We start from the raw sequence: 13813 nt of genomic DNA, 5'->3' as shown, positions 1-13813 counted from the left end.
GGGCCGAGTGCTGCGGGAGGACACGGCCTGCGCCAGTCGACCGTGCCGCGTCAGCGTGCGCTACGGGCGCCAGACCGTCCCGTCCGTGCCAGATGTTCGACGGTCCGAATGTGAGGATGCGAGCATTCGTCGTCTCACCTTCCATCCACTTCCGAGGAGCCTCCGTGCATCGTCGTCCCGACTCCCTTCGCCCGCGCCGCTGCGCCGGCACCCCGTTCACCGTCGCCGCCTCCCTCGCCCTGACCGTCGGGCTGCTCGGCTCGGCCACGGCCGCCCACGCCGCCGTGGCGCCGACGGCCACTCCGACCCCCACCGCGAGCGCGACCGCCGCTTCCGCCTCCCTGAGCGCGACCACCCGCGGCGAGCTCCTCCTCAAGCCCGGCGAGAAGCCGGCCTCCGGCACACCGCTGAGGTGGACCATCACGGTCACCAATACAGGCGACGTCCCCCTCCACAACGTCGCCACCACTTTCAGCGCCGGACTGATCACCCTCCAGCCCGGCGAGAAGCACGACTTCATCGAGCAGGACCTCCTCACCCAGAACATCATCAGCAACGGCTACGCCCTCCTCACCACCCAGGCCACCGCACTCACCCCCACCGACACCGAGATCACCACCCCCATCACCGCCCGACACGACCTCCCCACCCCCGCACCCGCGCCCACGCCCACGCCCACGGCCATCCCCACGGCCACGCCGACGCCGACGCCCACACCGACGACACCTGTGCCCGCTCCGACGACACCGGCGCCCACTCCGACGACACCGGCACCGACGCCGACACCCGTACGGGGCGCCGCTTTCAGCGCGACCGCAGTCGGCGAGCTCGTCCTCCCACCCGGCGAGAAGCCCAAGGTCGGCACCGAGGTGAAGTGGACCATCACCTTCACGAACACCGGCGACGTCCCCCTCACCGGCATCGCCCCCGTACTCGTCCAAGGCGGCGTCACCCTGGCGCCCGGCCAGACCCGCGAGGTCGCCGCGCGGGACACTCTCAACCAGAACGACCTCACCAACGGCTACATCGACCTCAACAACTTCGTCAGCGGAACGACACCCGACGGCGCAAAGATCCGGACCGACATCACCGCCCGACTCGCCCTCCCCGGCGCGACTCCCGCACCGACTCCGACCACGCCGGCTCCGACCCCGACGACACCGGCGCCCACCCCGACCACACCGGCACCCGTCCCCGCCGGTGAGGGCGCCCTGACGGCGACCGTCCGCGGCGAGCTCGTGCTCAAGCCGGGCGAGAAGCCGACGCTCGGCACCGAGGTGAAGTGGACCATCATCTTCACGAACACCGGCGACGTCCCCCTCGACGACGTCGCCAGTACGTTCGCAGGGCCCGGCCTCCATCTGGAACCCGGCCAGGGCCGCGAGTTCGCCTCGTCGACCACCCTCGACGAGAGGGAACTCGCGGACGGCTACGCCTACTTCGACGAGCTCGTCGGCGGCAGGACACCTGACGGGCAACCAGTCTCCACACGCGTCAGCGGCCGACTCGCCCTCTCCAGCCCGACGCCCGCACCCACCCCGACACCGGTGCTGAACCCCTTGGTGAAGGCGTCCGCCCACGGTGAGCTCGTCCTCCTGCCCGGCGAGACCGCGAAGGTCGGAACCGAGGTGACGTGGACCATCACGGTCACCAACATCGGGAAAGTCCCCGTCCGCGACGTCACCGCCAAGCCCGACGGCGACAGCCTCGATCTCGAGCCCGGCAAGAGCGGCGAGCTGAAGACGTCGACCACCTTGACTCAAGGTGACCTCACCGACGGGTTCGCCGTCCTCAAGACGCTCCTCACCGCGAAGAGCCCCGAAGGTGTCGAGACAACGACCTTCCTCACCTCCAAGCTCACCTTCGCCGCCCCGGTTCCTCCGGCGCCCACGCCCTCGCCCACACCCACCTCGCCCGCACCTACCTCGACGCCCACCCCTCCGGGACCCACACCCACACCCACCACACCCGCACCTCCGTCGACGCCCACCCCGAGCCCGACCCCTGCGAGCCCCACACCGGCCACTCCGACGGCGGCTCCGGTCGCCCCGGGACCCGCACCCGCGACAGGCACCCCGGCAGCTGTCCTGCCCGCGACCGCCGGTACGACGGGCTCGACGGGCCCGATGGGCTCGACCGGATCCACCGGCTCAGCCGGCTCGGCCGGCTCGGCCGCGAAGAGCTCGACTGCGACGAGCCCGGCCGCCGCTGAGACATCGAAGCGCCGCCTCGCCGAGACCGGGTCCGACGCAGCGGGCGTGCTGTCCGCCGCTGGGATCCTCACCGCACTCGGCGCGATCGGCGTGCTCGTCGGCCGCCGTCGTCGCCGCACCCGTCCGGCCACCGACCGAGCCGGCCACTGACCGATCGCCGGTGACGTCGACGCCCTTCGACGCCACCGGCGATCCACCACGGCCCGGGCCCGCTTCTTCAGCGGACCCGGGCCGTTCCCGCGCTCACCGCACGATCGCCCCCACCGCGGGCGGGAAGATCGCGCAGCCCGTGACCGCCGAGCTCATCAGTCTCAAATCCATCGCCCGCGCCACGGTGCGCTGCGGATGCCAGACCGTCTCGCCTGTGTCAGATGTTCGACAGCCGATCCGGCTGGATGCGAGCATTCGTCGTCTGTTCTTCCATCCACTCCTGAGGAGCCTCCATGCATCGTCGTCCCGACTCCCTCCGCCCGCGCCGCTGCGCCGGCACCCCGTTCACCATCGCCGCCTCCCTCGCCCTGACCGTCGGGCTGCTCGGCTCCGCCACGGCCGCCCACGCCGCCGTGGCGCCGACGGCCACTCCGACCCCCACCGCGAGCGCGAGCGTCAACGCCCTCGGGTTGGAGGCGACCGCGACCGGCGAGCTCGTGCTCAAGCCCGGCGAGAAGCCGACGGTCGGCACCGAGGTGAAGTGGACCATCACGGTCACCAACACCGGCACCGTCCCCCTCGACGACACCGCCTCGAGATTCGCTGGACCCGGCCTCCGTCTGGAACCCGGCCAGGCCCGCGAACTGACCTCGTCGACCACCCTCGATCAGGAGCGACTCGCGACCGGCTTCGCCAACCTCGATGATTTCGCCACGGCGACGAGACCTGACGGCGCACGAATCGCCACACGCATCAGCGGCCGCCTCGACCTCCCCAGCCCGACTCCGACCACATCGGCACCCGTCCCGGCCGGTCAGGGCGCGCTCACGGCCACCGCCCGCGGCGAGCTCGTGCTCAAGCCCGGCGAGAAGCCGACGGTCGGCACCGAGGTGAAGTGGACCATCACCCTCACCAACACCGGCGACGTCCCCCTCGACGACGTCGCCTTCCCGATCGCGGGTTACCGCCTCGTCCTGGAGCCCGGCCAGGCCCGCGAACTGACATCGTCGACCACTCTCGACCAGAAGCTACTCGCAGCCGGCTACGAGGACCTCGATGTGTTCACCGGCGCAACGACACGTGACGGCGCACGAGTCTCCGCACGCATCCGCGGCCTCCTCGTCCTCCCCAGCCCGACTCCGAGCCCGACCGCACCGGCACCCGCTTCGGCGCTTCCGGGCGCCTCGCCGGCCACTCCGGCGCTCGCCCCGGCCGCCCCGGTGCCGGCGACCTGATCAGGTACCCCTGCGTCCTTCGTACCTGCCCGCCCGGCTCGACCGCGAAGAGTTCGGCTGGCACGAGCTCCTCGGCCACGACGGCATCGAAGCGCCGCCTCGCAGAGACCGGTTCCGGCGTGGCGGGAGCGATGTCCGCCACCGGGATCCTCACCCTCGGCACGGTCGCCCTTCGACGCCACCGGTGATCGGGAACGGCCCGGGCCCGCGTCTCCATCGGACCCGGGCCGTTCCCGCGCTCCCCGCACGATCACCACTGCGCAGGCGGGAGGGTCGCACGACCTGTCACAGCGGAGCTCACCAGCCCGAGAACCATCGCCCGCGCCAGCGTGCGCTGTGAACGCCAGACCGTCTTGCCTGCGCCAGATGTTCGACGGCCGATGCGGGTGGATGCGAGCATTCGTCGTCTCGTCTTTCATCACCTCTCGAGGAGCCCCGTGCACCGTCGTCCCGACTCCCTCCGCCCGCGCCGCTGCGCCGGGACCCCGTTCACCGTCGCCGCCTCCCTCGCCCTGTCCGTCGGGCTGCTCGGCTCCGCCACGGCCGCCCACGCCGCCGTGGTGCCGACGGCCACCCCGACGCCGATCGCGAGCGCGACTGCGAAGGGCGCCGCTTTCAGCGCGACCGCAGTCGGCGAGCTCGTCCTCCCGCCGGGCGGGAAGCCGACGGTCGGCACCCAGGTGAAGTGGACCGTCACGGTGACCAACACCGGCGACGTCCCCCTCGACGACGTGGCCCGAACGATCGCGGGACCCGGCCGCCATCTGGAACCCGGCCAGGCCCTCGAGCTGACTTCGTCGACCACCCTCACGCAGAAGCAACTCACGGAGGGCTCCGCTGTCCTCGACGAGTTCACCGGCGCGAGGACACCCGACGGCGTCTCGGTCTACACACGCGTCCGCGGCCGACTGACTCTCCCCAACCCGACGCCCACACCGACCCCGACTCCGACCACGCCGGCGCCCACTCCGACGGCCCCGACCCCCACCCCGACCACCCCGGCGCCGACACCCGCCCGGGGCGCTTCCTTGAGCGCGACCGCCCGCGGCGAACTCGTCCTCAAACCCGGCGAGAAGCCCCAGGTCGGCACCCAGGTGACGTGGACGGTCACGGTCACGAACACCGGCGACGTCCCCCTCGACGACGTCGCCACCGTCTTCGCCGAACCAGGCTTCCGCCTCGAACCCGGTCAGGCCCGCGAGGTGACCACGTCGACCACCCTCGACCAGAAGCAACTCGCGGACGGCTACGCCGACCTGGATGTGTTCGTCGACGCGACGACACCTCGCGGCGCATTGACCTACGCACACCTCAACGGCGAACTAGCCCTCCCCAGCCCGACACCCACGCCGACACCTCCCCCGACGCCCACTCCCACCCCGCCTGCACCCACCCCGACACCCACTCCCACCCCGCCTGCACCCACCCCGACACCCACTCCCACCCCGCCTGCACCCACCCCGACACCCACTCCCACCCCGCCTGCACCCACTCCGACCCCTCCGGGCCCCACGCCCGCACCGACACCGACGCCCACCCCGGCCTCCCAGGGCGCGCTGGAGGTGTCCGCCAGCGGCGAGCTCGTCCTCGCGCCCGGCGAGAACCCCGCGGTCGGCACCGAGGTCGAGTGGACCATCACGGTCACCAACACCCGCGCCGACACCGTCTACGACATCACCAGCAGGACCGCGGAGAACTTCTTCGACCTGCAGCCCGGCGAGACCGACGAGCTGACCTCCACGACCGAGCTCACCCAGGCCGACCTCACCAACGGCTACACCGTGCTCGACGACATCGTCGACGGACTCGACCTCTCCGGGGAGGAGATCGAACCGATCAGCACACCCGTCACCGCCCGACTCGCCCTCCCGACGCCCACGCCCACCCCGCCGGCACCCACCCCGACCCCGCCGGCGACGCCCACCCCTCCGGCGCCCACCCCTGCACCGGCACCCACCCCGGCACCGGAGCCCTCACCGACCACCCCGGCCCCCGTCGTGCCCGCAGCCGCCGGCACCACGGGCTCCACCACGAAGAGCTCGAACGCCGCCGAGGCGTCGAAGAACCGCCTCGCGGAGACCGGGTCCGACGCGGCCGGCGCGCTCTCCGCCGCCGGAATCCTCAGCGCACTCGGCGCGCTCGGCGTGCTCGTCGGGCGTCGTCGCCGGCGCAACCGCTCCGCCCACTGACCGCTCGCCGGCGGAGTCGACGCCCTTCGACACCGCCGCCGAGCCACGACGGCCTGAACCCGCCCTCCCGGACGGGTTCAGGCCGTTCTCGCGTTCCCCGGGGCCTTGCCACCAGCAGAACCCGGCCGATCGGGCCCATGACCGGCCCTCCCTCGACGCCGACCTGCCCACTTCGACACAACGCCCGCCACGACTGCACATGAGTGCCATCACTCTCATCGAGCGCCTCATTGCCCATTCCACGCCACCGATGTGTCAACTCCTCCTCTCCGATGTGATCGTTTCCGAGCTTCACTCGATATTCGAATCACCACCGCCTAGGAGTTCGCATGACCCCCCGCCGCCACGACATCCAGGGACCCCGCCGGCCCCTCGGAGCACCGCTCAGCATCGCCGCCTCGCTCACCTTGAGCGCCTGCCTGCTCGGCTCCACCGCCCTCGTCGCCCACGCCGACGAGTCCACCGCTCCCGCCGCCGTCGAGACCACCGCACAGGCCGTCCCCGTCGAGACGACCGCGCAGGCCGTCCCCGCGGACACCACCGCACAGCCGGTCATCTCGGCACCCACCGCACCCGAGGCCGCCTCCGCGCCTGCAAGCCAGACCCCTGCTCCCGCGAGCACCCCGGAGCCCGTCTCCCCGGCCTCCTCCGCGGCGAGCGCTCCGGCTGAGGCCGATGAAGCGACCGCGCAGATCACCCCTGCCGTCACCTCGGCGCCGACTGCACCCGCGGCCGAGGTGCCGGTCGTCCCGGCCCCGGCGTTCCAGGACGCGCCGGCCGATGCGCCCGCGGCGGCGACGGAGACGCCGGTCTCGACCCTCCAGCAGCAGCCGGCTCCGGCACCCGTCGCCTCCACATCGGACGGCGTGACCGCCACGGTGAAGGGCGTCCTCGATCTGAAGCCCGGCGAGAAGCCGACCGTCGGCACCGCGGTGAAGTGGACCGTCACCCTCCACAACTCCACCTCCCACCCCGTCGATGTCCTCAAGGCGCTCCTGCACCTCGAGCCCGGCGAGAGCGGCGAGGTCGAGGACAACCTCGCACCCACGACCATCACCCAGGCCGACCTCGACGCCGGCCGCGTCACCTACGCCAGCCGCTACGACATCGTCTCCAGCGACGGCCGCCAGATCATCCGCGCGCAGGGCGCACTCGATCTGCCCGAGACCGCACCGACGCCGAGCACGACGCCGACCACCAGCCCCGCGCCGACCACCCCCGCACCCGCCCCCACTCCGACCACCACCGCGTCCGACCGGGTGACCGCCTCCGTCCGCGGCGTCCCCGATCTGAAGCCGGGCGAGAAGCCGACGGTCGGCACCACCGTGAAGTGGATCGTCACCTTCCTCCACCACAGCCCCGACACCGTGAAGATCGACGGAACCACCCTCGAGCTCACCCCCGGCCGCAGCGGCTACGTCGAGGACACCACCAAGCCGAGCACCATCACCCAGGCCGACCTGGACGCCGGCGTCGTGCGCTACGAGAGCGAGTTCGGCGTCGAGGCACCGGGAGGCCGCTACACGATTCCCGCGCGCGGCGAGCTGACCCTCCCGACGCCGGCCCCGGCTCCGGCCGCCGCCGAGCACCCCTCCCTCACCGGGAGGATCGCCGGCGAGTCCGTGCTCCCGGCCGGTGGGCGGGTGCAGGTCGGCACGCCGGTGAAGTGGACCGCCACGCTCACCAACTCCGGCGACGTCGCCCTCTCCGACGTCCACGTCACCGATGCGGGAGAGCACACCGCCCTCGCCGTCGGCGAGACGAAGGACCTGACCTTCTACACGACCGTCACCCGAAGGGACATCGTCCAGGGCTTCACCTTCGACACCTTCCACGCGACCGGCCGGACCCCGTCGGGCTCCAGCGTGGACCTCCGGCTCAACGACTCGCTCGACCTCACCTCCGACGAGGGACGCGTCGCCGTCATCACCACCGGCGCGTTCGAGCTGACGGCGGGCGAGCAGGTGAAGGCCGGCACCCGGGTGAGCTGGACCGTCACGGTCACGAACACCGCCGGCACGGACCTGCACGACCTCTCCGCCGACGGTGACGCCCACAGCGAGACGATCGCCGTCCTCACCCCGGGCGAGACCCGGCAGCTGCACCTCGAGACCACCGTCACGGCGCAGGACCTCGCGGAGAACCGCACCCTCCTCGTCGCCGACGTGGTCGGCCGCACCGGCGACGGCCCCTTCTCCGCCTCCGCCTCCGGCGAGCTCGCGATCGGCACCGAGCACCCGCGCCTCGAGGCGAGCTCCACCGGCGCGTTCGACCTCGAGCCGGGACAGCCCGTCACGGTCGGCTCGACGATCATCTGGACCGTCACGGTGACGAACACCGGCGACGTGTCCTTCCTCGACCTCGACCAGCAGGGTCCCGGCAGCATCGCCGTCGGCGAGACGAAGGTCTACCAGGTGGTCGACGCCGTGACGCAGATGGATCTGGACGCGGGAGTGGTGCGACGGGTCTCCACCGCCACGGGCATCCGGAAGGACCGCCCCGACTACACCTCCGCGCCCTTCCTCGGCGTCCTCCCGATCCCGGCGGCCGTGGACGGACCCGCCACCGGCACGCCGACGCAGACGGAGACGAGCACCGGGACCACCACGGAGGCCGCGACCACCGGAGGAACCGCCTCCGCGACCGGGCCGACCGTCGGCACGGCGACCGCCGACGAGAGCGCCCCGGCCGGCTTCGTGGCACTCGCCGGTGCCGCGGGCGCGCGTCGCGACGCAGCCGCAGGATCGGCGCCCAGCGCCCCGGCCGCGGCGAGCACGACTCCGCAGCGCGGGGGCGCCTCCGCAGCGCACCTCGCCCAGACCGGCGTCGACGCGTCGTCCGCGCTTCCGGCTGCCGGCGCCCTCGGGCTCCTCGGCGCGCTCGGCATGCTGCTCGGCGCCCGCCGCCGTCGCCACCGCACCGCCGACTGACGCACCGTCGGTCAGGCCCAGGGCCGGTGGCGTCGACTCGATTCGACGCCACCGGCCCTCGGTCGTCCTGCACCGCCAACGGTGTCGAAGACTGCCGGGCACCCGCTTCCGCGCCAGATATTCGCAGCCCTGGAAACACCTGTGTGAATCTTCCCGGAATCGTTTCGACCTCTCGCCGATCCCTGCCCAGGAGTGCCCTTGACCCCCTCACGCCCCGACCCCCGAAGACCGCGCCGAACGCCCAGCACGCCCCTCAGCATCGCCGCGTCCGTCGCGCTGAGCGCCTGCCTGCTCGGAACGACCTCCGTCGCCGCCCACGCCGAAGGAGGCGCCGACGCCACGACCGCGGCACCGGCACAGGACGCCCCGTCGGTGCCCGCGCTCCCGGCGCCCACGCCCTCGATCGCACCGGACGATGCCGCGCCGTCGGTCGGACCCGCTGCGCCCGAGGCCGCCCCGGCCGCCGCCTCCGCCGCACCGAGCGCCGCCCCCGCTGTGCCGGACGCCGCTCCCTCCCCCGCTCCCCCGGCGCCGACGCCCGAGACCGCCCCGCCCGCGGCCGCTCTCGCTCCGGCCCCGGCCGCGGTCGACGTCACGACCCCGCCGAGCGTCACGGCCGCGCCGGAGGCACCGGTCCCCTCTCTCGCGCCATCGGCACCCGACGCGACGCCGACGCCGACGCCGACGATCGAGGCTCCTGCCGCCGCGTCGGAGACGCCGGTCGCCGCCGCCCAGCAGCAGCCCGCTCCGCCGCCGTCCGCGCCCATGACCGGGGACTCCCTGGTCAGTGCGACGGTGAGGGGGACGTTCGAGCTGAAGCCGGGCGAGAAGCCGGTGGTCGGCACGAAGGTGAAGTGGATCATCACCTTCCGGAACAACGGCACGGCCACCGCCGATGTCTACGGAACCCAGTTCTCCATCCCGGCGGGGCAGAGCCGCGACGGTCGGGACGACGTGAAGGAGCAGACGGTCACCCAGGCCGATCTCGATGCCGGAGTGATGAGGTACGCGAACACCTGGGGCGTCGTCACGCCGGCGGGCGTGCACTGGATCCCCGTGCGCGGCGAGCTGCCGATCCCGGCGGAGAACCCCGCGCTCGAGGTCGTCTTCACCCCGAGGTTCGAGCCGGCACCGGGCCAGCCCGTCGTCCTCGGCACCGTGGTGGACGCGACCGTCACGGTGACCAACCGCGGCGAGGTGACCCTCCACGACATCACCGTCACCGGCACCACGCCGTTCAGCCTCGCGCCGGGCCAGCAGGCCGTTCTCGGCGTCAAGGACAAGGTCGACCAGCTGGACGTGAACGCCGGCGAGTACCGCCGCGGCGAGGGCTACGTCACCGCGCGCACCCCGAGGGGCGCCGCCTACAAGACCATCGCCCCCGTGAGGCTGCCGTTCCCGAAGCCGAACGTCGCCGGCGCGACGAGCACCGCCACGCCGGCTCCCGCGCCGGGTGCCGGCGCCGGAGGCTCCCCGGCGAGCGGCACTGCCGACGAGTCCTGGCGGTTCCGCGGCGAGTTCGTGCTGCAGCCCGGCGAGCAGGTGAAGGCCGGCACGAAGGTCCGCTGGACCTCGACGCTGACCAACACTGGCCCCGACGATCTGCGCGACCTCGTCGCGGTCCGGGTGGGCGCCGCCCCCGGCAGCCCCGGCAGCACCAGCGAGAAGCTGGCCGTCCTCGCCAAGGGCCGGACCGCGCAGCTGCACCTCGAGTCCACCGTCACCGAGGACGACCTGGCGAGCGGCCTCGCCCACCTCGTCGTCGATGCGAACGCGGTGACCGGCGGGAAGACGATCTCGGTCCGCAGCGGCGCGACGCTCGCGATCCCCGCCGAGAACCCCCTCCTCGCCGTGACCGCCACGATCGTGCCCAGGCTCGCGCCGGGAGCGACCCCCGTCGCCGGCACCGTCTTCGACGTGACCCTCACGATCGTCAACCGCGGCGACGTCACGCTCACCGACGTCCGGATCGACAAGCTGGTCCCGCTCACCCTCGCGCCGGGCGAGAGCGCTGTCCGGGTCCTCACGGGCGAGATCCAGGACTGGGACGTGGAAGCCGGCGAATACCGCCGCTCGGGCAACATGACGGCACGCACCCCCCGCGGTGTCGAGTACTTCTCCCCCGACATCGTCGTCGTGCTGCCGATCCCCACGAGCACGCCGTCCACTCCCGCGCCCACCGGGACCCCCTCCACTCCGGCGCCCACCGGGACCGTGCCCACTTCCGCACCCACCGGCACGCCGTCGACCCCCGCACCCGTTCCGCCGACGTCTCCGGCCGCCACGGGGGACCACCTCGTGAGCGCGACGGCGAAGGGGACGCTCGAGCTGAAGCCGGGCGAGAAGCCGACGGTCGGCACGAAGGTGACGTGGATCGTCACCTTCCGCAACGACGGCCCTGTCCCGGTCACGGTCTCCGGATCCGGCCTCGTCATCCCACCGGGTGAGAGCCGCGACGGTCGGGACGTCACGTTCTCTCGGACAGTCACCCAGGCCGATCTCGATACCGGCAAGGTGTCGTACGCGTTCACCTGGGACCTCAGCTCGACGCAGGGCAGGTTCGCGCTCCCCGTGGTCGGCGAGCTCGCCCTGCCCGGGGGCCCGGCGGCGGCCGCCGAGCGGCCCGCCCTGGAGGTGACCTACGCCCCGTCGTTCCGGCTCGCACCCGGCGCACCGGTGACCCTCGGCACCGTGGTCGACGCGACCGTCACGCTGACCAACCGCGGCGACGTGGCACTGAACGACATCCGACTCGCCGGACTCCCCCCGTTCAGCCTCGCGCCGGGCCAGGTCAGCGTCCAGCGCCTCTCGGACACGATCTCGCTGTCGGACCTGACCGCGGGCGAGTACCGCCGCGTGGGCGGCTTCGCCACCGCACGGACACCCCGGGGCGCCGAGTACCGGTCCACCCCCGCCACCATCGTTCTCGCGATCCCGAAGCCGGCCCCCACCGGCACGACTCCGGGCTCCGCGGGAGGTACAACGACAACGACCACGACCACGACCACGCCCACGCCCACGCCCACACCGACACCGACGCCCACGCCCACGCCCACGCCCACGATCTCCAGCCCGGCCGGCACCGCGACGCCCGCGCCCGGCACGACGGGGACCGCACCGGGTGCCACCGCCGGAGGACCGGCGGCCAACGGTCCGAGCGACGCGGCCTGGAGATTCCGGGGCGAGTTCGTGCTGAAGCCCGGCGAGCAGGTGACGGCCGGCACGAAGGTCCGCTGGACCTCGACGGTCACCAACACCGGCGCCGGCGACGTGCGGGACCTCGTCGCGGTCCGGGTGGGCGCCGCCCCCGGCAGCCCCGGCAGCACCAGTGAGAAGGCGGCGCTCGTCGCGCCCGGCGGGAGCGCCGAGCTGCACCTCGAGTCCACGGTCACGGAGGACGACCTCGCGAGCGGCCTCACCCACATCGTCGCCGACACCACCGCCGTGATCGGGGGCCGCCCCACGACGGTGCGCAGCGGCGCGCAGCTCGCGATCCCCGTCGAGCGCCCCCTCCTGGCGGTCACCACCACGAGCACCCCCAGGCTCGCACCGGGAGCAGCCGTCGCCGTGGGCACCATCGTCGACACGACCTTCACGATCGTCAACCGCGGTGACGTCGCGCTCACCGACGTCCGTGTCGACACACTGCCGCCGTTCACCCTCGCGCCGGGCGAGAGCGCGGTCCGCACTCTCGCGGGCCCTGTCGAGCAGTCGGACGTGGAGGCGGGCGAGTACCGCCGCTCGGGCACCATCACCGCGACCACTCCACGCGGCGCCGCATACACCTCCGACCTCCTCGTCACCGCCGTCCCGATCCCCCGGGGCAGCACCACCGGCGGCCCCGGCACCGCGCCGACACCTGCGCCCACCGGGACCCCCTCGACTCCCGCCCCGACCGGCACCCCGTCCATCCCCGCACCCACCGGCACGCCGTCGACCGTCGCGCCCACCGTGACCCCGTCAGGTCCTGTTCCCACCGGTACGCCGTCCACTCCCACACCTACCGGCACCCCGTCCACGCCCGCGCCCATCGGGACCCCGTCGGCTCCGGCACCCACCGGCACCCCGTCCACTCCCGCACCCACCAACACCCCGTCCATCCCCGCACCCATCGGGACCCCCTCCACTCCCGCACCCACCGGCACGCCGACCACTCCCACACCCACCAACACCCCGTCCATCCCCGCACCCATCGGGACCCCCTCCACTCCCGCACCCACCGGCACGCCGACCACTCCCGCACCCACCAACACCCCGTCCATCCCCGCACCCATCGGGACCCCCTCCACTCCCGCACCCACCGGCACCCCGTCCACTCCCGCACCGACCGACACGCCGGCCACTCCCGCGCCCACCGGCACGCCGGCCACCCCGGCGCCCACCGGCACGCCGGGCACGGGCACGGGCGTACCGGCAACGGGCACGACCGGTGCCGGAACCACCGGGACGGGCACCCCCGCGACCGGGACCCCGGGAACAGCCGGGACCGGCACGCCGAGCACGGGCACCACCGACGCCGGCACGACCGGCACGCGCCCGAGCACCGCCGGTCCGCGCACTACGGACACCGGCACCACCGGCACTCGCCCGACCGTCACCGGCACGACCGGGACCGCCACCCCGGGCGCCGTCGGACCGGGAGCCGGCACGACGACCGGCACCATCGCCTCGGGGACGACCTCCTCGGGCGGCGCCGCGGCGGCGAGCGCCGGGACGTCGGACGCCCGCACCACGGCGTCCCGCACCACCGCGTCGGGCACCGGCACCACCGCGTCGGGCACCGGCACCACCACGTCAGGCACGGGCACCACCGGCACCACCCCGTCCGGTAGCGGCTCCGGCTCGCCTCACTCCGGCGTCACCGGCACGAGGCCGACGACGGACGCCTCCGCCACCCGTCTCGCCGAGACCGGCGTCGATGCGGCGTCCGCGCTGCCCGCCGCCGGGGTCCTCGGCCTGCTCGGCGCGCTCGGCCTGCTCCTCGGCCGCCGTCGACGCGGGAACCGCGCCGCCGGCTGACCGCACGGGTCACCCTCGGAAACCGCACCGGACACGGAGAAGGGCGCGGGGCCAGCAGCCCCGCGCCCTTCCGTCGT

The 13813-nt window shown here is 73.6% G+C and carries 5 protein-coding genes; all 5 read left to right on the top strand.

Annotated elements, in window-relative coordinates; genetic code table 11:
- Positions 1 to 164: 164 nt before the first annotated feature.
- The 5 genes from EDF22_RS19115 (at position 165) to EDF22_RS19085 (ending at position 13736) form a co-directional block, all read left to right on the top strand.
- Positions 165 to 2363 carry an LPXTG cell wall anchor domain-containing protein gene (locus tag EDF22_RS19115; RefSeq protein ID WP_185039141.1) on the top strand — a complete coding sequence of 733 codons (2199 nt, stop codon included), beginning with the start codon at positions 165 to 167 and terminating at the stop codon, positions 2361 to 2363.
- 293 nt (positions 2364 to 2656) lie between these two features.
- A complete protein-coding gene (locus tag EDF22_RS19110; RefSeq protein ID WP_123706401.1) occupies positions 2657 to 3598 on the top strand; it encodes a hypothetical protein in 942 nt (313 codons plus the stop codon).
- A gap of 437 nt (positions 3599 to 4035) precedes the next feature.
- Positions 4036 to 5787 (top strand): LPXTG cell wall anchor domain-containing protein, encoded by a 1752-nt coding sequence (locus tag EDF22_RS19105; protein WP_185039138.1) that lies wholly within the window; start codon positions 4036 to 4038, stop codon positions 5785 to 5787.
- A 329-nt stretch (positions 5788 to 6116) separates the two neighbouring features.
- On the top strand, positions 6117 to 8717 hold the full coding sequence (locus EDF22_RS19090; protein WP_123706400.1) for an LPXTG cell wall anchor domain-containing protein: 2601 nt from the start codon (positions 6117 to 6119) through the stop codon (positions 8715 to 8717).
- A 198-nt stretch (positions 8718 to 8915) separates the two neighbouring features.
- The gene (locus EDF22_RS19085; RefSeq protein ID WP_148059246.1) at positions 8916 to 13736 is read left to right on the top strand and encodes an LPXTG cell wall anchor domain-containing protein; all 4821 of its coding nucleotides are present in this window, start codon (positions 8916 to 8918) and stop codon (positions 13734 to 13736) included.
- Positions 13737 to 13813: the final 77 nt, after the last annotated feature.

This window comes from Rathayibacter sp. PhB127, from assembly GCF_003751665.1.
In the GTDB taxonomy this organism is placed as follows: domain Bacteria; phylum Actinomycetota; class Actinomycetes; order Actinomycetales; family Microbacteriaceae; genus Rathayibacter; species Rathayibacter festucae.
This window is presented reverse-complemented; position numbering and strand designations above follow the sequence as displayed.

Bases quoted from the DNA above. Each gene is read 5' to 3' on its own strand.
- EDF22_RS19110 (WP_123706401.1), top strand. From the start codon at position 2,657: ATGCATCGTCGTCCCGACTCCCTCCGCCCGCGCCGCTGCGCCGGCACC.
- EDF22_RS19090 (WP_123706400.1), top strand. From the start codon at position 6,117: ATGACCCCCCGCCGCCACGACATCCAGGGACCCCGCCGGCCCCTCGGA.